The 23,901-nt window shown below is 50.9% G+C and carries 21 protein-coding genes; 11 read left to right on the top strand and 10 right to left on the bottom strand.

Annotated features, from left to right (window positions below):
• Positions 1-10: 10 nt before the first annotated feature.
• From ABD852_RS22715 to ABD852_RS22705, 3 genes are read right to left on the bottom strand one after another with little or no spacing between them, the layout of a single operon-like run.
• Positions 11-2,749 carry a DNA gyrase/topoisomerase IV subunit A gene (locus ABD852_RS22715; protein WP_345033066.1) on the bottom strand — a complete coding sequence of 913 codons (2,739 nt, stop codon included), beginning with the start codon at positions 2,747-2,749 and terminating at the stop codon, positions 11-13.
• A gap of 52 nt (positions 2,750-2,801) precedes the next feature.
• Positions 2,802-3,431: an NUDIX hydrolase gene (locus ABD852_RS22710; RefSeq protein WP_345033065.1), complete on the bottom strand. Its 630-nt coding sequence runs from the start codon at positions 3,429-3,431 to the stop codon at positions 2,802-2,804.
• A gap of 20 nt (positions 3,432-3,451) precedes the next feature.
• Positions 3,452-4,909 (bottom strand): TonB-dependent receptor, encoded by a 1,458-nt coding sequence (locus ABD852_RS22705; RefSeq protein WP_345033064.1) that lies wholly within the window; start codon positions 4,907-4,909, stop codon positions 3,452-3,454.
• 146 nt (positions 4,910-5,055) lie between these two features.
• On the opposite strand from ABD852_RS22705, the gene ABD852_RS22700 reads away from it, so the two are divergent.
• The 3 genes from ABD852_RS22700 to ABD852_RS22690 all read left to right on the top strand — a co-directional run bounded on the left by ABD852_RS22700 (position 5,056) and on the right by ABD852_RS22690 (position 7,106).
• A complete protein-coding gene (locus ABD852_RS22700) occupies positions 5,056-5,463 on the top strand; it encodes a gamma-glutamylcyclotransferase family protein (protein WP_345033063.1) in 408 nt (135 codons plus the stop codon).
• A 17-nt stretch (positions 5,464-5,480) separates the two neighbouring features.
• A complete protein-coding gene (locus ABD852_RS22695) occupies positions 5,481-6,143 on the top strand; it encodes a thiamine diphosphokinase (RefSeq protein ID WP_345033062.1) in 663 nt (220 codons plus the stop codon).
• Positions 6,144-6,245: 102 nt separating this feature from the next.
• Positions 6,246-7,106 (top strand): ChbG/HpnK family deacetylase, encoded by an 861-nt coding sequence (locus ABD852_RS22690; protein WP_345033060.1) that lies wholly within the window; start codon positions 6,246-6,248, stop codon positions 7,104-7,106.
• Positions 7,107-7,111: 5 nt separating this feature from the next.
• Here the strand turns inward: ABD852_RS22690 and glgP are convergent, their stop codons facing one another.
• Together glgP and ABD852_RS22680 are read right to left on the bottom strand one after the other, a co-directional pair.
• The gene (glgP, locus tag ABD852_RS22685; protein ID WP_345033059.1) at positions 7,112-8,746 is read right to left on the bottom strand and encodes an alpha-glucan family phosphorylase; all 1,635 of its coding nucleotides are present in this window, start codon (positions 8,744-8,746) and stop codon (positions 7,112-7,114) included.
• Between the two features lie 85 nt (positions 8,747-8,831).
• Entirely contained in the window at positions 8,832-9,818 is a 987-nt protein-coding gene (locus ABD852_RS22680; RefSeq protein ID WP_345033058.1) for a metallophosphoesterase family protein, read from the bottom strand.
• Positions 9,819-10,224: 406 nt separating this feature from the next.
• On the opposite strand from ABD852_RS22680, the gene mfd reads away from it, so the two are divergent.
• Together mfd and ABD852_RS22670 are read left to right on the top strand one after the other, a co-directional pair.
• Positions 10,225-13,599: a transcription-repair coupling factor gene (mfd, locus tag ABD852_RS22675; protein ID WP_345033057.1), complete on the top strand. Its 3,375-nt coding sequence runs from the start codon at positions 10,225-10,227 to the stop codon at positions 13,597-13,599.
• Positions 13,600-13,681: 82 nt separating this feature from the next.
• Positions 13,682-14,941 carry an SUMF1/EgtB/PvdO family nonheme iron enzyme gene (locus ABD852_RS22670; RefSeq protein WP_345033056.1) on the top strand — a complete coding sequence of 420 codons (1,260 nt, stop codon included), beginning with the start codon at positions 13,682-13,684 and terminating at the stop codon, positions 14,939-14,941.
• Between the two features lie 38 nt (positions 14,942-14,979).
• Here the strand turns inward: ABD852_RS22670 and ABD852_RS22665 are convergent, their stop codons facing one another.
• A complete protein-coding gene (locus tag ABD852_RS22665; protein ID WP_345033055.1) occupies positions 14,980-15,681 on the bottom strand; it encodes a ComF family protein in 702 nt (233 codons plus the stop codon).
• A 134-nt stretch (positions 15,682-15,815) separates the two neighbouring features.
• On the opposite strand from ABD852_RS22665, the gene ABD852_RS22660 reads away from it, so the two are divergent.
• From ABD852_RS22660 to lepB, 6 genes are all read left to right on the top strand, one after another.
• Positions 15,816-16,166 carry a hypothetical protein gene (locus ABD852_RS22660; RefSeq protein ID WP_345033054.1) on the top strand — a complete coding sequence of 117 codons (351 nt, stop codon included), beginning with the start codon at positions 15,816-15,818 and terminating at the stop codon, positions 16,164-16,166.
• Positions 16,167-16,379: 213 nt separating this feature from the next.
• Complete coding sequence (locus ABD852_RS22655) at positions 16,380-17,156, top strand: ParA family protein (RefSeq protein ID WP_345033053.1); 777 nt, start codon at positions 16,380-16,382, stop codon at positions 17,154-17,156.
• A 14-nt stretch (positions 17,157-17,170) separates the two neighbouring features.
• Positions 17,171-18,103: a ParB/RepB/Spo0J family partition protein gene (locus ABD852_RS22650; protein ID WP_345033052.1), complete on the top strand. Its 933-nt coding sequence runs from the start codon at positions 17,171-17,173 to the stop codon at positions 18,101-18,103.
• A complete protein-coding gene (locus tag ABD852_RS22645) occupies positions 18,103-18,810 on the top strand; it encodes a DUF5683 domain-containing protein (RefSeq protein WP_345033051.1) in 708 nt (235 codons plus the stop codon). Before ABD852_RS22650 ends, ABD852_RS22645 begins: the two co-directional genes overlap by 1 nt.
• Before the next feature lie 40 nt (positions 18,811-18,850).
• Positions 18,851-19,573, top strand: coding sequence for a 4-hydroxy-tetrahydrodipicolinate reductase (gene dapB, locus ABD852_RS22640; RefSeq protein ID WP_345033049.1), 723 nt, complete (start codon positions 18,851-18,853; stop codon positions 19,571-19,573).
• Between the two features lie 127 nt (positions 19,574-19,700).
• Positions 19,701-20,870: a signal peptidase I gene (gene lepB, locus ABD852_RS22635; RefSeq protein WP_345033047.1), complete on the top strand. Its 1,170-nt coding sequence runs from the start codon at positions 19,701-19,703 to the stop codon at positions 20,868-20,870.
• A gap of 62 nt (positions 20,871-20,932) precedes the next feature.
• On the opposite strand, the gene ABD852_RS22630 is transcribed toward lepB, so the two are convergent.
• The 4 genes from ABD852_RS22630 to ABD852_RS22615 form a co-directional block, all read right to left on the bottom strand.
• Complete coding sequence (locus ABD852_RS22630; RefSeq protein WP_345033045.1) at positions 20,933-21,466, bottom strand: NADPH-dependent FMN reductase; 534 nt, start codon at positions 21,464-21,466, stop codon at positions 20,933-20,935.
• A gap of 106 nt (positions 21,467-21,572) precedes the next feature.
• A complete protein-coding gene (locus ABD852_RS22625; RefSeq protein ID WP_345033043.1) occupies positions 21,573-22,481 on the bottom strand; it encodes a ribonuclease Z in 909 nt (302 codons plus the stop codon).
• 36 nt (positions 22,482-22,517) lie between these two features.
• Positions 22,518-22,925 (bottom strand): STAS domain-containing protein, encoded by a 408-nt coding sequence (locus ABD852_RS22620; protein ID WP_345033041.1) that lies wholly within the window; start codon positions 22,923-22,925, stop codon positions 22,518-22,520.
• A 39-nt stretch (positions 22,926-22,964) separates the two neighbouring features.
• The gene (locus ABD852_RS22615) at positions 22,965-23,897 is read right to left on the bottom strand and encodes a phosphoribosylaminoimidazolesuccinocarboxamide synthase (RefSeq protein WP_345033039.1); all 933 of its coding nucleotides are present in this window, start codon (positions 23,895-23,897) and stop codon (positions 22,965-22,967) included.
• Positions 23,898-23,901: the final 4 nt, after the last annotated feature.

The raw sequence follows: 23,901 nt of genomic DNA, 5'->3' as shown, positions 1-23,901 counted from the left end.
GCCAAAAAGCTTACTCAAACAAACCAAGTTGATTTTCATTTGACGGAGGTGGTGTCTTCTTCGGGTAGATCCTCGGTTTCTCGCCCTCCGGCGATTCGGGAGCCGCCTGTTCCGGCTGAGCATCATCCCGCTGCGGCGTCAGATCCGCCGGTTCTGTAGTATCCACGGTTGCGGCGAGCGTCTCTTCAGTCACTACGGCTTCCTCTTCCAGAGGCTCGTCCGGCTGCACTTCAGGTTCCGGATCCGGAACTTCAAGCGGCTCCAGCCAAACCGCTTCTTTAATTTTCACGGCATTGATCTTGTTCCCGATCGCGCGCCAGCCCCTGACATCCACCATCGTTTCGGCCAGCAACTCTTCCGTTTCGAAATCTCCTTTGACGGCACGCTGAATGGTGAGCTTCAACCGCGGACGCTGATCCACGGACGCCAGCAACAGCTTGCTTCCTTTGGAATCCGAAATAAACAGGAATTTCTTATCCACGGTCGAAGTCTCAATCATGAACCGTTTGATATAATGAACTTTCTGGTTCCCGTCGTAGTAAACCGCCGTAATAATCGTATCAGGCGAAAACTTGGTAAGGCTCTCGATTAAATTGGGCTCGTAATGGTTGGTAAGGTCAAAGCTGGTCAGTTCGTAGGTACCGTCCTTGTATATGACCAGGATGAGATCGGTCGGGCCGAAGTTGCCCAAATGCGTTCCCCGTTCATCCCGGTTCAGGCGTCCGATAACCCTGTCAAACCAGATATCGGCGCCGCCAAGTGTAGACACGCCCGCATTCTTGAAGGTAATTTTCCGAACCGGGTATTTCGTCATGATATTCCCCATAGCGCTCCTGTTTTTGATCGCTATCTTGGAAAAATCAAAATCGAACTGCTTGATTTTGGCCTTGCTCTGCGCCTGAAGATTTACCGTAATGGTTTCCGCCTCCCCATTGTCATTGGCCGAAAAGTACGTAATTCTCGACTTCGGGGTTCCCTGGGTCAACGGGTATTCCCGGTCCCGCGTAACTGAAGTAATCTGGAAACGCTTCACATAGGACACCCCGGTTTTACCGTCCACGTATATGAGGTTGTAAACTTTCCGCTCGTTGTTCTTGACGAACACCTCGCAATGGATAATGTCTTTCCCTACAAAAACCTTATCCTGGATCTTTGTAACCAGGCAGGTTCCGTCAGCTCTGAAAACGATAATATCATCGATATCAGAGCAATCCATCACATATTCGTCCTTCTTCAGCCCGAATCCGATAAAGCCGTCCGCCCGGTTTACATAGAGCTTCTGGTTATTGGCCGCTACTACGTTGGCTGCAATCTGGTTAAACATTCGTATCTCGGTACGCCGCTCACGCCCCTTGCCGTATTTGCGAAGCAGTTCGCGGAAATAGTCAATGGCGAAACGGACGATATTGGCCAGATTATCCTCGGTTTCAGCAAGCTCCGCCTCCCATTTGCGCATGAGCTCGTCGGCCCGAAAAGCATCATACTTGGAAATACGCTTGATCCTTATCTCGGTCAGCGCAACAATATCCTCTTCTGTTATCTCCCGGTAGAACTGGGGCTTAAAGGGTTCCAGCCCCTTGTCTATAATCTGGATTACCGCCTCAAACGTTTCCGCTTCCTCAATGTCACGATAAATCCGGTTTTCGATAAATATTTTTTCAAGCGATCCGTAGAGGATCTTTTCCAATAATTCAAACTTCCGGATTTCCTGTTCCCGTTTCAGCAGGTGTACGGTCTGGTCCGTGCTTTCGCGCAGCACATCTTTAACGGAGATGAATTGCGGTTTTTCATCCACAATCACACAGGCGTTGGGCGAAATGGATACCTCGCAGTCCGTGAAGGCATACAGGGCATCCATGGTAATATCCGGCGAAACACCAGTCGCCAGGTGGACATGAATCTCGACTTCCGCAGCGGTATTGTCTTCTACTTTCTTGATTTTTATCTTTCCCGCATCATTCGCTTTCACAATGGAATCGCACAGGGAAGTGGTGGTAACGCCGAAAGGAATGTCGCGGATGACCAGCATTTTTTTGTCCTCTTCCTCAATGCGGGCCCTTACCCTCACCTTTCCGCCGCGCTGCCCGTCATTATAATTGGACACATCGATCAGGCCGCCCGTTTGAAAATCCGGGTAGATTTCAAAATCCTTTCCCTTAAGAATATCGATGGAGGCTTCGAGCAGCTCGCAAAAATTGTGCGGCAATACTTTGGTAGAAAGCCCGACGGCTATACCTTCCACGCCAAGCGCCAGGAGCAGCGGAAATTTGACCGGCAGTGTTACCGGTTCCCGTTTCCTTCCGTCGTACGACATCTGCCACTCGGTTGTATCGTCGTTAAACACAACCTCCTTTCCGAACTTGGAAAGCCGCACTTCGATATAACGTCCTGCCGCCGCAGAATCCCCGGTATGGATATGCCCCCAGTTCCCCTGGGTATCAAACAGGAGTTCCTTTTGCCCGATGTTGACGATGGCGTCGTAAATAGAAGCATCACCATGCGGATGGTACTGCATGGTAGACCCGATAACGTTGGCAACCTTGTTGAAGCGGCCGTCGTCCATTTCGTTGAGCGCATGTAAAATACGGCGCTGAACCGGCTTCAAACCATCTTCTACTGCGGGTACCGCCCGCTCCAGAATTACGTAGGAGGCGTAGTCCATGAACCAGTTTTCATACAAACCGGATATTGGTGTCTTACTGTGTAATTCTTGATCTTCTTCGGGCTGCAGGTGGCCGTTATCGTCCATAAATACTCGGAGGAAACTGATAGCTATTGCGGTAAAAATATAAAAAAAATAGCTACCCTTCAATAATTTCCAGCAGCTCGCTGATCATCATAGCCGTTGCACCCCAGATTTGGAGACCGTCATAATCGTAGTACGGAGATTTCACAAAACCGCCCCTGACCGGGATTTTTCCCTCGCGGATAATTTGCCGATCCCGGATTCCGGAGAGACCTATCTCCCTAATTTCCTGCACTTCACGCGCGTCCGGGACAAAGCGGGGACGGGCCGGCACGGTGCCGACCACGGGCACCACCCGCATGTCGCTTACCAGGATATAAATCTCGCTCAATTGCCCCAGGATTTTGACCTCCTCCTTCGGGACCCCAATCTCTTCCCAGGCCTCCCTGAGGGCTGTCTGGTGGAGATCCTGGTCTGTCTCATCCATCTTTCCTCCCGGAAAAGCAATCTGACCCGAATGTACCCCGTCATAGGTAGGTCGTTGTATCACCGGGAAAACAATTTCATCGTATTGAGGGTAGAAAAGGATCAGCACCGCACTCCATCTGGATTTTTCCTGGGGCTGGGGCCACCCCTTGTAGTGGGGGGCCGCCATCCGACCATGCGCTGTCCGTCCCGGAAGGTCTTTCACAAGCCGGTCTGCCACATATGCCTCAAAGTCCGAAAACGTACCGAATCTGTTCATGGGGAGGTGGAAATCGAAGATCAGAAATCGGAAACCGGCGGGCTGATTTCCGATTTCTGATCTCCGATTTCCTCAAAAAGATAGCCGAAAAGAGATTTCTGTTTAATCATTTCCGCGACACTTTCGGGTACCAGCCGCTCCCAACCGGGCACACCTTTCTGCACCATTCCCAATACCTCGTCGGTGGTATATTTCATAAATTCGATATTGAAATTGCGGATATCTTCGATCTTGTCGTTCAGCTTCAGATAGTGGAAAAGAGGCGCCAGTGTAATTGGCAATTCAAAATTTTCGCAATTGTGAACGCTGCCGTCCGCACGCAGCGTCGGGTAAACGAAGAGTTTCACGTTCCTGCTGAAAAGCGTCGCGAAAGATTCCAGGATCCCCCCGGGCAGAAAGGTATAATGAGTTTCGTCAAAAATATTTTTCAGGCTGGGAATCCCTACCAAAAGCCCGGATTTCAGCTTCGAAAGCCTCGACAGGTACGACACCAGGCGGTAGTACTCATGATAGTTGGAAATCATAACGTTATGGCCCAGTGAACATAAAATATCTACGCGATCGAGAAAATCTTTCTCGTCGATATTGTCCTTATCCGACTTCAGGTTGTGCAGCGTCAGCTCCGACACCAGCATCACCCGCTCGGCATTCACATCAGGCTCGGCCAGGAACTGTTCCATTCCGTGCGAAATCATGTCGACATGAACATTGGTAATGGGCCTTAACCTCCCGCGCATAAGCAGGATATGCTTCTTATAAAAGGCCTCGGTAGGCTGCATCACATTCCCGTCGGGACCGAACAGTGCGGCATTGGTAAACCCGTTTTTAACCAGGTGCAGGCTCATGAGCCGGTTGTCTACAGCAGAAAAGTCTGGCCCGGAAAAGCGGATCATATCAATTTCGATGTCCTCAGGGCTCAAATCGTCCATCAGCGACAGCAACAGCGTTTCAGGCGAATTGTGGTAGTAAAAGCAACCGTAAATCAGGTTCACACCGATAGTGCCGAGCGCCCATTGCTGCTGGATATTGTCACGGTTGAACATTCGCACGTGGATAATGACATCGTTATAGGCTCCGCCGGGCGTGAGCTGAAACCGGAGGCCAACCCAACCATGAGGATCATTGGTGCGCTGGTAATTCAGCGCCACTACCGTATTGGCAAACGCAAAAAAAAGGCTTTCCGCCCCCCTCTTCTCCGACAGCCTCTTTTCAACCAGGCTATACTCCTTGTGTAGCATCTTGACCAGCCTGGACTCCACTACATATCTGCCGCTCTCTTCCGGGCCGTAAATTGCATCGCTGAAAGTCATGTCATACGCCGACATGGTTTTTGCAATTGTACCGGAAGCGCCGCCCGCTTTAAAAAACTGGGCTGCCGTTTCCTGCCCCGCACCAATCTCCGCAAAAGAACCATAAATGCGCTGATCCAGGTTAATTTTCAGCGCCTTCTGTTTGGTTCCGATATTTTTATCGTACATTCTGTAGTTGATGAAATGAATTGATGTGACCAATATAAATATTTAACTTTTTTTTGAGCCGAAAAATTGTATTTTTTTGGGGATTACGCCGTGTCGTTCGCACTTTTCCCCGTCTTCGACCATGAACCTTTCAAGTTTGCCTGCCTATGTCCGATTATTCCGAAGAAACCCCTTTCCTGTTTGTTTACGGAACGCTTAAGAGAGCTTTCGACAATCCCTTTGCAAAAAAACTCAGGAATGCCAGCACGTTCCTGGACGAAGGGACTTTCCCGGGGCTGCTCTACCGGATTTCCTGGTACCCGGCCGCCATTTACCTCCCGGAGTCCGACAGCCGCGTACAGGGAGAACTCTACCGTATGCATGCACCCAGGCAGACGCTGAAGTTGCTGGACGAATATGAAGAAGTAATGCCGGACTGGAAAGAGGGGCTGTTCGTACGCAAAATTATCAAGGTTTTAACCGGGGATGAACGCACCTTCTCCTCCTGGGCGTATCTTTACAACCGGCCGGTCGACGGCCTGGAAACGATCCCCGACGGGAAATTCAACGGCTAACGTCCTAATACTTTTAGATGTCGAGTCATCATTTTGTCAGAGAAAAACAGGAGCCCGCGCTGATTATCGCCAACGGGCAGGAATGTAGTGATGAGCTGTTGGGGCAGCTTTTGGAATGGAATCCTTACGTGGTCGTGCTCGACAACGCCATTTACCGGGTCATGGAAAAGGGCATCAAGCCCGATATCTGGATGGGAGATTTCGATACAGACCACGACTTCCAGTCTATTGCAGACCGTATCTATCCGCTTGAAATCGTGCATACTCCCGACCAGATCAAAACGGACCTGGAAAAAGCGCTCGATCTCCTGGTAGAGCGTGGCTACCCTGCAGCTAACATCGTATGGGCAACCGGGCGCAGGGCCGACCATACCATCACCAACATCACCAATCTGGTACGGCACAAACATCAGATCAAGACAGTCATTTTTGATGATTATTCCCGTATATTTCCGTTGCCTGCCTCTTTTGAGAAATGGTATCCCGCCGGCACACCGCTTTCCCTGATACCGGTAGGCACCGTGGAAGGCATCCGGACCGAAGGCCTTAAATACGAATTGGCGGGGGAGTCACTGACCATCGGGTACCGGACAGGCAGCAGTAACGAAGCAGCAAAAGATGGAATTGTCCGTATCACAGTGGAAAAAGGCGACCTGCTTTTAATGGAGTGTCATGATTAGGAAGTAGGAAATCGGAGGTCGGAAATCGGCCCGCCGACACCTGAAGTCTGATTTCTGATTTCCGATTTCCGATTTCCCCTTTCCAGCTAAACTTCAACAAAAATGAATTCTACCCGGAAGTATCTGCTTGTCATCGCCGGACTTTTCGGCGCCCTGGGCCTGTCCGCCCAATCTCCCTCGCCCGTTACCCGGTTGATCGTAAGGGGCGATGACATGGGTTTTACGCAGTCTGCCAACGAAGCGACTCTGCTGGCCATTACCAAAGGTATTCAGACTACCGTTGAGATTATGCCCAACACCCCCTGGTTTGCCCAGGCTGTAACGATGTTAAAAGCGCACCCGAAGGTAGATGTAGGTATTCACCTGACTCTGACCAGCGAATGGGAACAGCTTAAATGGCGGCCTTTAACGCAGGCGCCAAGCCTCGTGGATGAAAACGGCTATTTTTATCCGTTCATCTGGCCCAACAAGGACTACCCCAACCAGCACCTCCAAGACAAACCCTGGAAATTGGACGAAATAGAGAAAGAGTTTACCGCACAAATAGAAGCGGTCCGAAAACATCTTCCCTGGGCAAGCCACCTTTCGGCACATATGGGCTGTACCGGGATGCATGAAGATATTAAGCAGCTGGCCCTACGATTGGCAAAAAAATATGGACTGGAAGTAAGCCTCGACCAGGTTGTACCCGTGACCTACCGCGGATCGAAAAAAACCTCGCAGGAGAAGACCCGCAGCTTCATGGCCATGCTCCAGACACTCGAACCAGGCAAGACCTATCTGTTTGTAGATCATCCGGCCTTTGATACTCCCGAAATGAAGGCCATACGCCATATCGGTTATGAAAATGTAGCCGAAGACCGGCAAGGCGTTGCGGATACCTGGATGCATCCGGATGTAATCAGGCTCATCAATGAAGCGGGGATCAGGCTGATCAGCTACCGCGACCTGAAAACACGGTAAACGAGTCAGTAAAGCTTTTCGTAGTATTGGCGCGCCATCCGGTCCGAATCAAAGGCCGGCGCCACCTCATTCATACCTGTCAGCATGATTTGCTGCCATTTCTCTTTGCTGTCGTAGTACAAGGGCACTACCTCGCTCTCCAGCAGCTGAAAGAGATTGTTCCTGTCCTGCTCGTCCTGGTTTCCATCCGTGATCGTCGGCAGAATAAATGAATTCTCCCCGGGCCGGGCAAATTCGGGCATCCATCCGTCGTTGGTAGAACAATTAATGGCTGCATTCATTGCAGCCGTCATGCCACTGGTACCGGAAGCTTCACGACCCACGATCGGGGTATTCAACCATACATCTGCGCCGTCTTTCAGCAGTTTCGAAAGTCCAAGCTCATACCCCGTCAATACCGCTACGCCGGGATACAGATAAGAAAGATGCTGCAGATGATTAAAAATCCGTATCGCACCCTCGTCTTTCGGGTAGGGTTTTCCCGCCCAGATTATTTGAACCGGGCGGTCCGTATTGCCCATAAGTCGCTTAAAGCGCTCGGTATCTCCCAAAAGTAAATCCGCTCGTTTGTACGCGGCAAACCGGCGTGCCCAGACGATTGTGAGCACATCGGGCGAAAACAGCCTGCCGGTCTGGTCCGCCACAACGGAGAAGAGCTTTTTCTTCAACTCCCGCTTTCGCGCCGCGACCTCCCCGCCGTCACCTTTCTCCCGGCTTGCTTCCAGCTCGCGGTCTACCCAGTACAGCTTGTTCTGGGCATTGGTAATCGATATGATTTCGCATATCGACGGATAACCGCCCCACATTCTTCGCGCCACCTCTCCGTGAAGGGCCGACACGGCATTGGCCTTACGGCTTAGCCGGAGCGCACCCAGCGTATGGTTAAAAATATCGTCGTTTATCCCGGTAATTTTCCTCACCTCCTCCAGCGGGACCCGCCCAAAGAAGCCGATATTCTTCAGAAAAAAGATATTATGCTTTTCGTTCCCGGCTTCTTCCGGGGTATGCGTCGTAAACACCAGTTTTTCCCGGAGTTTCCCGGCATTTCTGGTTTTGTCGTAAAGAAAAAACGCCAGGGGTAGTGCATGCGCCTCGTTCAGGTGGTATACCTCAGGCTCCCAGCCCAGCGCTTCCAGGAGCCGCCCGCCCCCCGCACCCAATAGCGTGCACTGCGCTGCTTTAACCGTGGGATCGGCATCATAAAGGTGATAAGAAACCGACCGCCCCGCGTAATCATTGCCTTCCGTATCGGTCGTCAGGAAAAACATGGGCGCCGTCCCGAAAACCCCGGGCGCCAGGTAATAGGCATGCACCCAGACTTCACGGCCCAGAAGCGGGATCTGAAACCTGATACCGGTATCTTCCAGGAAATGATAAATCTTTTCCCTGAAAGTGGCGCGCATGGTATTGTCTTCATTCCGCTCCTGGTCATAGTAACCATACTTCCAGAGTACCCCGATTCCGACCAGGTTTTGCCGCAGCTGAAAGGCGCTGCGCATATGGGAGCCGGCCAGGTACCCCAGCCCCCCGGAGTAAATTTTCAACGCCTGGTCAAGGGCAAATTCCATTGAAAAGTAAGCTACCGGCTTACTGTAAGCAGTTTCGGGACTGACAGGATGCTGAAATGGCAGGTTAAACATCGGCTTGATAGGTGATTGGCTTATCGCAATTTATAAAAAAAGGGTAGGAATATTCCCTGCCCTCTGTTCGGATAACTTTCTCCTGCTACTTCTTTTTCTTGGGGAACGGGAAATCTACCCCGTAAACTTTCTGGCCGTCCAGCTCTCTTATATAGGTATGAAACTGGCGCTTTCCCTGGGTAAGCTCTATCACCCGGGCGCCGCTTTTGCCTCTTTTGTAGTTCTCCCCGCCTCTCGTGCAAGCGCCATAAGCCAAGGCGATATCGTAGTACTCAACCAGGTAATCGTTGGTATGGTCGTGCCCGACAAACATCCCCATCACATCGCCCGCTTCCAGCATAGACAAAAACATCCCCGAATTGACATCCGGCGGGCACTCCTTTTCATACCTCACACCAGTTCTCCGGTTGCCGAGATCGTCAAAAGCAAGTTTGTATTCCGGAAGCGGGATATGGAAAAACGCAAGTGCAGGAAGCGCTTCCCTATGTGTGCCCGCAAAGGAAGCGCTCGTATTTCTGAACCAGCTCACCTGGTCATGCGCAAACCAGTCATACCCCTTTCCCCAGGGATAGCTGGAATAAGCGCGGGAATCCAATGCGTAAATAATAGCGCCGGGCTTCCCGTTTGTCCCTTCGACCGTAAGGGCGGCGTTAAGATAACCCGATACGCCGGGTATCTTCACCTCTTTATTAACCAGGTAAGGCTTGGTAGCAACGTATTCCGCAAGCGCTTCCCTTTTCAGGTCGCCTTCGTCGTCATGGTTTCCAAAGGTCACCACGTAAGGAATACGCCTGGCGATCGCTACCTGCAATACCTCGTCCCAGCCTTTTTTATTGGGGGACCTGGTCACGACGTCTCCCGTGTAAACGATCAGATCAGGCTTTTCGGCATCGAGTGTTTCTTCCATCACTTTTAAGGAAAGTTTGGAAGTCGGACTTGACGCATCATAATGTATGTCGGTAAACTGGACAATCCGGAAAGTACCGTTTGCAGAAAATTTCAATTTCTGAGCATGCAGGAAACTACCGCAAAAAAGCGTCAGAAAAGACAAGGAAAGTGTAAAAAAGCGCATGAGCAAAATAATAATGTTAAACAGGTTGCAAGAGGAACTGAATAATAAATCCGCTATCCCTTCCGCTCCTGAGGCCGGGAAGGCGCCCGCATGAATAATACCCCCGCTTCCCTTTACCCGACTATCAGGTCGCAAAAATACGCATGCACCAGTCGGCGGAGGTTACGCCAGTTTTAAGCTTTCAAAGCCGGGCTTTTAAAAATTCACCCGTATCCGTCCATCCGCGCAGACGCTAAGTTTTCTAAATTTGCAAAGTGAAAGGAGAAGCGCCAGGAGAACGGCTCAAAAACCGACAGGAAACCCCTGCCGGGCTTTGTTGTTTCTGTACATCCCGGTGCAGCGATTCCCGAACACCCGAATAGTCTATTTCCCATCGGGCCGAGAGGTCCCGAAAAACATCGGTATTTTGAAAGTTGAAGATTTGCTGTCGCTATACAGTTCCGACGGCTTCGTACAAACCTTAATTCACCGGCTTGAGTCCGCAAAACAGGACGATCAGCACATCCAGATCAAAGGACTGGTCGGCAGCCTTGACGCCGTACTGGCCGCCACGGTCCGCCAATCGCTTCCCAAGACTTCACTCTATGTAATGAGCGACCGTGAGGAAGCGGCCTATTTTGTAAACGATCTCCAGAATCTTTTGCCGTCGCAGGACATCCTGTTTTACCCGCCTTCTTCCAAGCGCCCTTACGAATACGCCGAAGTTGACAATGTCAACGTGCTCGCACGCGCCGAGATTCTGAATAAACTGAATCTTTCACAGGACGCAGCGCTGATGATCGTCACCTACCCGGAAGCGCTTACCGAGAAAGTAATCAACCGGCGTTCTCTGGTCGCCAACACATTTACGATCCGTACTGGAGAAAGACTGGACCAATCTTTCCTGACCGAATTCCTGAATTCTTACGGTTTCGAAATCACCGACTTTGTATTTGAACCCGGACAGTTTTCCGTTCGGGGCGGTATTATCGACATCTATTCCTTCGCGAGCGAACACCCCTACCGGATCGAGCTTTTCGGCGATGAGGTAGAGAGCATCCGTTCTTTTTCGCCGGAGAGCCAGTTATCAATCCAGGAAGCCAGACAGGTCAACATCATCCCCGACATCCAGCAAAAGCTGACCCACGAATCGCGGGAATCCTTTTTCGAATTCCTGCCTGAAAACACCATTCTATGGTTCAAGGACGTAGAGGTATTGCTGGAGATTACGGAAAAAGCAATGGAAAAGGCTGTAAAAGCGCTGGCCGATACAACCGGCGGCGGCGTACAGGTGGTATCCGACCCGGACGAGCTGTTCGAATCCAGACGGGGGCTTCTGAACCGCATCAAAGCTTTCAAAAGCGTTGAATTCGGGAAAAGGTTTTATTTCAAACCAAGCGGGAACGACGAATCCGTGCTTCCCCGGTACATTTCAAAACCGCAGCCTTCCTTCAACAAAGACTTCCAGCGACTGATCGACAACTTCGACGAAAACCAGTCCAATGGCTTTGTCAATATAATTGCGGCTGAACAGGGCAGGCAACTGGACCGGCTTGAGCGGATTTTTGAAGACATTAACCCCTTTGTCAAATTCAAAGGTTTAAAAATCTCGTTGCGGGAGGGTTTTATAGATGAACAGTTGAAAATCGTATGCTATACCGATCACCAGATCTTCTCGCGGTTTCACCGCTACCGGCTGAAAGACCGGTTCAGTAAAACCAAAGCCATTACGCTCAAGGAGCTCAGGACCCTGCAGCCCGGCGATTTCGTAACCCACGTCGACTATGGCATCGGTCGTTTTGCGGGGATGGAAAAAGTGGATGTAAACGGCAAGGTGCAGGAATCCGTACGGCTGGTCTATCGTGACAACGACCTGCTTTATGTCAACGTGCACAACCTTCACAAAATCGCCAAATACACCGGCAAGGAAGGTACGCCCCCTACGATGAGCAAGCTTGGCTCGCCGGAATGGGAAAACAAAAAATCGAAGGTAAAAAAGCAGTTGAAGGACATTGCGCACGAACTCATCGCTTTGTATTCCAAGCGCAGGAAAGCGCACGGATTTGCTTTCTCACCGGAAAATTACCTCCAGGTCGAACTGGAAACCTCGTTCATTTACGAAGATACCCCCGACCAGGCCAAAGCGACTTCCGACGTAAAAGCCGATATGGAAAAAGCCTACCCGATGGACCGCCTGGTTTGCGGGGACGTGGGATTCGGTAAAACTGAGATCGCGATAAGGGCCGCATTTAAAGCCGTAAACGACAGCAAGCAGGTGGCGGTGCTGGTACCGACGACGATCCTGGCCATGCAGCATTTCAAAACTTTCAGCGAGCGGCTGGCCGATTTCCCGGCGAATGTAGAATACGTTAACCGCTTCAAAACGACCAAAGAGATCAAGGAAACCCTCAAGCGGGCAGAGGCCGGCAAGGTAGACATCCTGATCGGCACGCACCGCATCCTGAACAAGGATGTAGTTTTTAAGGATCTCGGCCTGCTGATTGTGGATGAAGAGCAAAAATTCGGCGTGAAAGCAAAAGACCGCCTGAAAGAAATGCGGGTCAACGTGGACGTACTAACCCTTACCGCAACGCCAATCCCCCGGACACTCCATTTCTCGCTGATGGGCGCGCGCGATCTTTCGGTCATCACCACCCCGCCGCCGAACCGTCAGCCGGTCACCACTGAAGTACGGGTGTTTGATGAAGAGTTCATCCGGGATGCCATTTCCTACGAGCTCCAACGCGGCGGGCAGGTCTTCTTTGTCCACAATCGCGTGAACGATATTGAGTCGATCGGGAATATTATCCTGAGGCTGATCCCGGAAGCCCGAATCGGGATTGCCCACGGGCAGATGGACGGCGACCGGCTCGAAAAAGTAATGGTAAAATTCATCGAGGGAGAATATGATGTACTGCTTTCCACCAACATCGTGGAATCGGGCATCGACATTCCGAATGCCAATACCATTATTATCAATTCGGCGCACCATTTCGGCCTGAGCGACCTTCACCAGCTGCGGGGGCGGGTGGGACGGTCAAACCGGAAAGCATTTTGCTACCTGCTGACGCCTTCTATTTCCACCCTGACGAGCGAGTCCCGGAAAAGGCTGCAGGTGCTGGAAGAATTTTCTGACCTCGGCGACGGTTTCAAGGTGGCGATGCGGGACCTGGACATCAGGGGCGCCGGGAACCTACTCGGGGCCGAACAAAGCGGGTTCGTGAACGATTTGGGCTATGAAATGTATCATAAAATCCTGGACGAAGCTGTTAAGGAGCTGAAAGAAAACGAGTTCAAGGAGCTTTTCGCCGGCTCCGCCTCGCCGCTTCCCGACCTTACGCCGGATACGCAGATCGATACGGATATGGCCATCCTGATCCCGGAAGACTACGTGAAAAACATTTCCGAACGATTGTCGTTATATACACGCCTGGACAACATTAAGTCGGAAGAGGAACTGCAGGCTTTCCAGCTTGAAATTGTCGACAGGTTCGGCCCGCTTCCGCTGGAAGTAGAAGATTTGCTGAAGACAGTCCGCGTACGCTGGATCGCCGAAGAGCTGCATCTGGAAAAACTGATTTTGAAGAACAATACTTTAAAAGGTTATTTCGTTTCCTCTCCGGACACAGCTTTTTACCAGTCTGAAACTTTTGGGAACGTGCTTGACTTTATCCAGCGCCACCCAAAGCGGTGCAGCCTGAAAGACGCTAAGGGAAAGCTCATTCTAACCTGTGAGGAAGTCGGCTCGCTCCGCGCGGCATTTGACATACTGCTGGAAATGAAGGGGCATAAGGAAATTTGAAGAATTTTAAATTTGGTTAACTATCTTTGCAGGCTTAACAAGCCGTTGTCTATTCATCATCGGTCTAACAATAATGATTTACATGCGTAAAATTGGATTATTGCAACTTTTCCTGGCTTTGTCCATAGCTGTTGCGGTTACTTCCTGTAAGAAAAAGACGCCTACGAGTATGAACCCCGGCAAGATCAGTTCCAAAACCGGGCTGGATTACAACAAGGAAAACGGGTTCAAGGTGGCCAAATTCAAAGCGCTGCCCGCCGGTCCTGACCTGGTGTTTATTGAAGGTGGCCGTTTTACCATGGGGTCACTGGAGGAAGATGTGATGTTTACCCGTGACAACCTCGAGCGGACGGTAAGTATCCAGTCTTTTTATATGGACGAAACAGAAGTGGCCAATGTGCACTATCTTGAGTTCCTGGATTATGCGCGCCGCGATTCTTCGGAAGAATTCTATACCAAATCATTGCCTGACACCACCGTATGGCTGAATCCGTTGTCATTCAATGATTCATACATGACCATGTATCTGCGGCACCCCGGGTTCCGGTTGTATCCTGTTGTAGGGGTATCCTGGGCGCAGGCCAATGACTACTGCCTGTGGCGTACCAATGCCGTCAGCCTGGCCAGGTACAGCAAAGCCGGGTCCGAAGGCAAGAAAAAAGGCTTCTCATTGCGTAGAAAGAAAAAAGATGAAGGCGGCGAAGCCGGGGCCGAGGTGGCATCAACAGGAGATCCTTTCAACCACCCGTCTATCGAAAGCGGTTACGTAATGCCGCCCTACCGCCTGCCGACCGAAGCAGAATGGGAATACGCAGCCAAAGGGATGATTGGTACGCAATACGCTGACGAAAACCAATCTAACCAGAGAATTTACCCTTGGGACGGTTCTACATTGCGTACCGCACGGGGCCGGAAACAAGGCCAGATGCTGGCTAACTTCAAACGCGGCCCTGGTGATTACGCCGGTATCGCGGGCAAATCCAACGACGGCGCGATTATTACACAGGAAATCCGTTCGTATCCCGCCAACGACTACGGCCTCTATGACATGGCCGGCAACGTGAACGAATGGGTGTATGACGTTTACCGTCCGCTTTCTTTTTCGGATGTGAGCGATCTTAACTCCTTCCGCCGGGACGGATACCTGGATGATTCCACGAAATATGACGCCAAAGGATACAATTCACTTGTTTCTGACCGCCTCAGGGTTTACAAAGGAGGCTCATGGGCCGACGTCGCCTACTGGTTGTCACCGGGAACCCGCCGGTATATGGAAGAAGATTCTTCAACGGCGATGGTAGGCTTCCGTTGCGCAATGATCGCAACCGGGCGTAACCGCTGATCAATATAGGTAGAGTTTACGGCAATAGCCGCGGTTTCCTAGGGAGCCGCGGCTATTGTGCTGATATGGATCTCCCGGCAACCTGCCTGTACCAGCACCTCCACGCATCCTTCCAGCGTAGCACCGGTTGTCAGGACGTCGTCAACGAGCAGTACCCCTACTCCAGCCAGGTTTACGCCCGCCCGGACCGAAAACACATGCTGCATGGCCGCTATCCGCTCCTCTTTTTTCTTTTTGGTCTGCGACAGCGTATAGACTTCCCTCCGAAGCAGGGTACCATCTACCGGCGTTGACAGCGGCCCGGACAGCCCCTCCGCAAACAGCTCGCTTTGGTTGTAGCCTCTCTGTCGTAATTTCCGCCGATGAAGCGGGACCGGCACAACCAGGTCAACTTTCGGGGGGCAACCCGAAACATGCCAGGTCTCCCCGCAATGCGAACCGAGAAACCGGGAGAGCTCCGAACCCCCTTTATACTTTATTTCTTTCAGTAAAGCCTGGACAATACCTTTGGTGTGATATTCAAAAAAAGGATGTACTGACATCACCTCATGAAAGGCCGCAAACTTACCGGCAGCTTCTGCCCCGACCAGCGAATGGTTATGCAGCCATGGAAGCGACAGAAGGCAGGTAGTGCAAATATGGCGCTCGCTTCCTGCCATCGGTTTACCGCAGCCCGGGCATACCCGGGGAAAGAACAAGTCGACCAGATCCTCCCAAAAAGAAGTTATCTTTGTACCCATCAGGAAAGTATAGTAAGATTCAAATAAGCAATCAGCCCGGCTGTCCGGGCGGCGGTCGTTCGCCCGCCCTTATAGTCCCGCCTGTATTGCAGCCTCAATTTACCAAAAACGAGGCATACATCACCGAATAAATCATGACTGCAGAAGATAATATTTCACTCGAAGACCAATGGGAGGGCCTCCTCCAGAAAATCGAAAAAATAGTAGGGAAACGACCGGCCGACCTCAATGGCGTCCTCTTCCTGATTGGCGTGCAGGAACTTGGCAAAGGGGCACTCAATTTCACCAAAGAGCAGAAGCAGGACCTGATGCATATCGGCGTCTGCGAGGTAATGAGCATTTCCGGCTATTATATCCTCACCAGGCGCGACGAAGACGGGTGGCCCCACTACGAGCAAAGCGGGAAATTACCGTTTACTGATCTGCTAGGGCAAGAGCAGCTTCTCAAGATGCACGTGATCGAGTATTTCAAGCGGGTGGAATGAAGGAGGAAGTGGGAAGTCGGAAATCGGATCTCGAAACTCGGCCCGCCAATCTCAATTCAATTTCCGATTTCTGATTTCCGATTTCCGCCATCCGATTTCCCCTCACCCCCCTCATTACCAAAATTTAACATTCCTTCGTGAAACTTTTCGTGGAACATCCTTGGGGAATTGCGTTGAATAATTGAAATTTGACGTTCAAACCGGATATCAACAATGGGCAAGATTATTGCAATAGCCAACCAGAAAGGCGGAGTAGGTAAAACCACCACGGCGATTAACCTGGCAGCCAGTTTGGCGGCGCTCGAGTTCAAAACCCTTCTGGTTGACGCCGACCCTCAGGCTAACTCAACGTCAGGACTGGGCTTCAACCCCAAAGAGATTGAACTAAGTATTTACGAATGTATGGTCGACAACATCAGTCCGGCGGAAGCGATTGTGCAAACCGAGCTACCGAACCTGGATCTGCTGGCTTCTCATATTAACCTCGTCGGGGCAGAAATTGAGATGATCAACCTCGAAAACCGCGAATACAAAATGCGCGAATCGCTGGGAGAGGTCAAAGACTATTACGATTTCATCATTATCGACTGTTCCCCCTCTCTCGGGCTGATTACCATTAACAGCCTTACGGCGGCAAACTCGGTTATCATTCCGGTTCAATGCGAATATTTTGCCCTCGAAGGGTTGGGGAAACTCCTGAATACCATTAATATCATTCAGTCCAGGCTTAACACCGACCTCGCTATAGAAGGTATACTCCTGACCATGTATGATCTCCGGTTACGACTGTCTAACCAGGTAGTAAACGAAGTGACCAGTCACTTTCAGCAGCTGGTATTCGACACCATCATTCCGCGTAACGTCAGGCTCAGCGAATCACCCAGCTTCGGCGTACCGGTACTGGCCCAGGATGCGGATAGCAAAGGGGCGCTCAGCTACCTGAAACTGGCAAAAGAAATAGTGGAGAAAAATGGCCTGGTGGGCGCATAACCTGACATCCGGATATGGAACCAAATCACAAGAAGAATAAAATGACCGGCCTCGGAAGAGGTTTGGGAGCGCTGCTCCAGGAAAATGAGCATGTTCCGCAACGCCCGCAGCCGTCTGCTATAGCCCGCCCGTCTTCTTCCTCCTCACCAGGCGGCATCAGCGAGATTGAGCTGGCTTTGATTGAGGTGAACCCTTATCAGCCCCGAACACATTTTGACGAAGAGGCGCTTCGCGAGTTGGGGGAATCCATCCGGACACAAGGTATTATTCAGCCCATTACCGTTCGCCGGACCGAGCACAACACTTACCAGCTGATCTCGGGAGAACGTCGCTTCCAGGCTTCAAAAAGCATCGGCCTGGTTCGGATCCCGGCCTATGTACGGACCGCCAACGACCAGCAGATGCTGGAAATGGCCCTCATTGAAAACATTCAGCGTGAAAACCTGAACGCCATTGAAATTGCGTTAAGCTATCAGCGGCTGATGCATGAGTGCAACCTCAAGCAGGAAGAATTGGGCGACCGGGTAGGCAAAAACCGCACAACGGTCAACAACTATATGCGCCTGCTCAGGCTGCCGCCGGTCATCCAGGCCGCAGTACGCGACAATAAAGTCTCGATGGGCCACGCCCGGGCGCTTATTACCATTGAAGGTCATGACGTGCAATTGAAGCTCTTCCGAAAAATCATTGAAGAAGGCTGGTCAGTCAGAAAAGTGGAGGAGGAAGTGCGCAAACTCTCGTTGCTTCCAAGAACAGAAGATGGCACGGCTAAAGCTAAACCGGCGCTCCGGCAGGAAATAAAAGCACTGCAGTTTCGCCTTTCTTCCATTGTAGGCTCAAAGGTTTCCATCAAGAGTGATGAAAACCGGAAAGGCGAGATCAAAATTCCATTCGGTTCGAAAGCCGAACTGGATCGTATTTTGGAAAACCTGAAAATAGAACATTAGTGATTCGTAGCGGGGTATGGTTGTGGATTTGCATGCTGCTGTGCGGACTACGTTTGTACGGTCAGGTGCCGGCGGCCGACAGTATTGCCAGAAAAGCCGCCGATGGTCTCGAAGCGGTAAAGACAGATACAACACTGGCTGTACAGGTCGATTCGCTGATCAGGAAAAGCAGCGGTAAACCCAAGTTTTACCCGAATCCGAAGCGGGCTTTGCGCTGGTCGCTACTCACTCCCGGCCTGGGCGGCGGACAGATCTATAACCGCGACTATTGGAAACTGCCCTTCGTCTACGCGGCTTACGGGGCATCTGTTTACTTTATTTTCCTGAACATAGACCGCTACGGGACGATGGTGGACCACTACAAATCGTTCTATTTCCTGTCGGATCCGAGCGACAAGAATACCTACGGTAAACTCAATCCGGATGTTAAAACGGTACAGGTGTACATCAAAAGCCAGAACCGGTACGCAGACCTGGACATCAACCAGGTAAAGCGATTTAAAGACACCTACCGACGTTGGCGCGACTGGTCTTTTTTTGCGTTGGCGGCCACCTACTCGCTCGCTGCCATAGAAGCCAACGTAGCGGCACACCTGAAAACATTCGACCTTTCGGATGATCTCTCCATGCGGGTGCAACCGTCGTTCGTACAACCGCAGCTTGCCACCCCCGCGCCGGGTATCCGGCTCGTGCTTCTTTTGAAATAGCGAAAAATTATCTAAACAGAAACAATCAAACGCATCTACAGTGAAAATACTTTTGTTAGGCTACGGAAAAATGGGCAAGGAAATCGAACGCATTGCCCTGGAACGCGGTCATGAAATTGTGGGCCGGATCGATGTCAACAACCAGCACGAACTTGAAAACCTGCAAAAGGACAGTGTTGACGTGGGGATTGAATTCAGCACGCCCGCTTCGGCAGTAGGCAATATCAAAACGTGTCTCGAAAAAGGATGGCCCGTTGTTTGCGGCACAACCGGATGGCTTGAGCATAAAAAGGAAATCGAGGCACTTTGCGAAAATCAAAAGGGCGCATTCTTCTATGCTTCCAACTACAGCATAGGTGTCAATTTGTTTTTTAAGCTGAATCAACAGCTGGCCAAACTGATGCGCGGACATGACTATCGCGTTGATATGACCGAAATTCACCATATCCACAAAAAAGACGCACCCAGCGGCACCGCTATTACCCTCGCGGAAGGCCTGCTGGAAGAAATCGATTATATGAAGGGCTGGACCCTCGTTCCTGAAAAGAAAGAAGGTTATATCCCTATTCTTTCCGAAAGAACCGGCGAGGTTCCCGGAACACATGTGATCCGGTACTCCTCAGCAGTCGACACCATCGAAATTTCACACACCGCCCATAGCCGCCAGGGCTTTGCGCAGGGGGCAGTTGTGGCCGGGGAATGGCTCGCCGGGAAAACCGGGATCTTCGGAATGGACGATCTGCTGAAACTGAACGACCAGTAACCGCAGAAAATCCAGGCTGAACATCGTATTTTACCACACGGCCCAAAGTACTTGCATTACAACGCTTCTTCGTTTAAGTTTGGGGCAAAATTTAAAGCAGGTATTTAAAGCCGATAAACCAAACAATATGTCGTCTTCCTCTAAAAAGACAAATCAAAAACCGAAGTCTGCCGTACGGGAATGGGTTGATTCAATCGTATTTGCGGTTGTTGCTGCCACGCTGATCCGCTGGCTGTTCTTTGAAGCGTTTGTGATTCCAACTCCTTCTATGGAAAATAGTTTGCTGGTAGGCGACTATCTTTTTGTGAGCAAGATGCATTACGGTACCCGTACGCCGGTTACGCCGCTTCAGGTACCGCTTACCCACCAACACATCTGGATGACCAAAATCCCGTCGTACCTCGACTGGATTCAGCTTCCACAGTTCCGCCTGCCCGGCTTCTCCGATGTAAAACGAGGCGATGCCGTTGTGTTTAACCTCCCGGTAGAGCATCCTGGACAAGTGGCGAAATACGGCAATTCCCTTCCTGACCTGCATGGCCATCCGATCGACCTGCGTGTCAATTACATCAAGCGTTGTGTGGCTATTGCCGGCGATAAGCTGGAAATCAAAAACGGCCAGGTGTATATCAATGGCCAGCCCCAGGAAAACCCGCCGCGAATGGAGAGCGAGTATTTTGTGTCCACTACCACCACGGTGAACGAGGAGAAGATTTTCAAAGAAAACGGTGTCACTGAACCGGCCCGTCGCCATGTTGAGACCTTCAACGATACCATACCGGGTAACGATCAGAGCGGCTATGTGGTGTTCACTACTGAAGCAATAGCCGAAAAGCTGAAGACGTATGACTTCGTAAAATCGGTGCAGGCGCTTCACATGCCCGCGGGCAGTCGTGACTACGGCATCTACCCGAATAGCGAAACCGGCTGGAACAAAGACAACTACGGGCCGGTTGTACTACCTAAAAAAGGTGAAACCATTGAGCTGAACAAACAAAATATCGCCCTTTACGGAGAAGTGATCCGCTTCTATGAGGGTAACGACAAAGTGGAAACAACAGGAGACAGCTCCATCACGATGGATGGAAAAGCATTGACCCAATACACTTTCAAACAGGACTATTATTTCATGATGGGCGATAACCGGCATAATTCAGCTGACTCCAGGTACTGGGGATTCGTTCCCAAAGATCATATCGTCGGGAAGGCTGTGTTCGTGTGGATGAGTATTGACCCTAACCCGAGCAGCGCATTGGGTAAAATCAGATGGAACCGTGTATTCAGGGTGGTGAAGTAATCGCAAGAGTATCCTTAAAAAGCCGGATCTGCTGCCATTAGCGCAACGATCCGGCTTTTTGTTTAGAACGCGATCAATTGCCGCGCCTGCATTTCTATAAGTTCAGTATAGAGGTCATTGGTAAAACGTCCGTTCAGAAAATGCGTTTTTATCTGCCCCAGTTTCACCCTCATGGCAATCGTATGCATACCCAGGTAGCTAAATACGTCATTCAGGTGGCTGAGCGCAATTCCTGCGCCCTGCATGTTGGCGGAGATACCCACTAATGCTGCTTTTTTATTGGTCAGCGCATTGGGATAAGGCAGCCCGTCAATAAAAGTTTTGAGAATGCCGGGGTAAGACCCGTTGTATTCCGGTAATACAAAAACAAATTTATCGTGCTCAGCGATGAGCTTCACAAAGGTATTGAAGTCCTCGTCCTTACCGGAATTATGGTACAGCGCCTTATCCAGGAAACCTGATTCCAGGTTGGCCAGATCGAGCACCTCGCTCTCCTGCCCCAAAGACGCTAAAACCTGCTGGTAGTAGGCCGCAATTTTCCTCGTCATTGCCCCCGGGCGATTGGTGCCGCTTACGATTAGAATAGATTGTTTCACTGTTTTTAGGTTTTAGCTATGAGCTATGAGCCTTGAGCTATGAGAAAATCAGGGATATAGGTTCGCCGATTTCCCCTCACACCTCATCCCTCACTCCTCTCGTCTATTACACCACAAACGTCCTCCCCTCTTCCGCATATTCTACGTTTGGGAAAATGGCAGCGGCTTCTGCGACCAGTTGCCGGACATCGTCGTAGCGGGAGGAGGCATGCCCGATCAAAAGCTTTCCGGCTGCGGCATCCCTGGCGAGCCAGGCTGCCTGCGAGGCGGTTGAGTGGCCCCTTTCATGCGCCTTAACCGCCATTTCATTGGCAAATGTCGCTTCGTGGTACATCAGGTCCACACCGCTTAGATAAGCTGATAAGGAAGGCTGGTAAATGGTATCCGCGCAATACGCGTATTTTTTGGGCGGCGCGGGTTGAGTCGTATATTCCTCTACCGAAAAAATCACATTTCCGTCGGGGTCCAGTACGTCCTTCCCGTCTTTTAGTTGCCGGATTGAATCAAACGACAGTTTCCCTGACAGTTTTTCCTTGATCATATTACGCTGTCGCGTCTGCTCCCGGACTAGGAAACCGGTACAATGGATACGATGTTCCACAGGAAAAGCCTCAATCGTGACCAGTTCGTCGGAATATACAATCGCAGGCGCTTCACGGGTACCCGAAAAATAAATGGGAAACGCCGGCGGCGATTGCGTCGCCCGTCCGAACTCTACGAGGATAGATTGCAGTTCATCCGGCGCTACCAGGTGAAGCGGTTCCGTTCTGCCCGTCATGGCCATTGAGTCAAGCAGGCCGAAAAGACCGTAATAGTGATCGCCGTGGAGATGCGAAATACAAATGGCCCTGATCCTGGAGAAACCCAGTTTCAAATTCCGCAACCTGAACTGAGTCCCCTCCCCACAATCCAACAGGTAATTTGCTGCCTCCGCAGCTACCAGTTGCGACGAAGGATGGAACCCGGGCAACGGAAGCGCAGATCCGGAACCTAATATCGTGACACTTAACGACAAATCTTCAGAATTCAGTATGCTCAGCCGGCCCGGCCCTCAATCCTCTCCGTTATCGTAATCTTCCGGGTCATACCCGTCTTCACCCGCACCGAATTCATTCTCGAGATCGTGCATGAATACGGCATCGATTGCTTCTTCCACGGTATAAAAAATTTCCAGGTCCTGGATCTTGGCATTTTCCAGTTTGTCGATCAGGTCGTCATTTTTAGTGACCACAATAAAAATACCCAGGCTGTTGGCACAAAGGCGGTTAATCTTCCTCAGCACCATCGCACCGGAATTATCCAGATCCTGGCACTGTGGTATATTAAGAATGAGGTTATGGCTGGCTTTGAGCGCTTTCCGCGCCACTTCCTCCAGGGCCGGCGGCACCTCATTTCCCAAAAAAGTTTCCTGCAAATCAATTAATGAATATTGCTCTTTTTTCTCCAGGGTATGATTCATCAGCTATTAATTTATGTCCAAGGCTAATTGTTTTTCTCCTTATAATGCGTTCTTAACATTCTCAAAAATGCGTTTTTCAACGTTTTCCTGATCCGCCTTTTCAAAGGTTTTCCCGGTTACTTTTTCGTACAGTTCTATATAACGTTCGGAAATAAGCTGTACGCGTTCGTCGTCCATCTCCGGCACGACCTGGCCTTCCTTACCTTGAAAACCATTGGCAATCAACCACTCCCGAACAAATTCTTTCGACAACTGGCGTTGGGCAATGCCCGCCGCCTGGTTGGCCTTGTAGGTATCAAGGTGGAAATAGCGGGATGAATCCGGCGTATGAATTTCGTCAATCAGGTAAATCACGCCATCCGACTTGCCGAATTCATACTTGGTATCTACCAGAATCAGGCCTTGTTCGGCCGCCATCTCAGTCCCTTTGTGAAAGAGGGCCAAAGCATAATTTTCGAGCTGAATGTAATCGGATTCGGAAACCAGGCCCCTGGCGATAATCTCCTCCCGGGAAATATCCTCATCGTGGCCCTCGTGCGCTTTCGTAGTGGGAGTCAGAATGGGCGACGGAAGCTTGTCGCTTTCCTTCAGTCCTTCGGGCAGGGATACGCCGCAGACTGTCCTTCTGCCGGCTTTGTATTCGCGCCATGCATGCCCGGAAAGGTACCCTCTCACCACCATTTCTACCGGGAAAGTTTCACATCTCCGACCGATGCTGGCATTGGGATCCGGCACGGAAACCAGCCAGTTAGGTACGATGTCCCTGGTTGCCCCGAGGAAGTGAGCTGCAATCTGGTTCAGGACCTGCCCTTTAAACGGGATTGCCCGTGGCAGAACGACGTCGAAAGCGGAGATCCGGTCGGAAGCGACCATCACGAGCTTATCTTCGAAAGAATAGACGTCTCTTACTTTTCCCCGGTAAAAACCGGTTTGATTGGGAAATTGAAAATTGGTTTCTTTTAATGCAGCCATGAGC

It is taken from the genome of Ravibacter arvi, assembly GCF_039540405.1.
GTDB lineage: Bacteria > Bacteroidota > Bacteroidia > Cytophagales > Spirosomataceae > Ravibacter > Ravibacter arvi.
The sequence above is the reverse complement of the archived record's forward strand: the minus strand, read 5'-3'. Positions and strand labels throughout refer to the sequence as shown.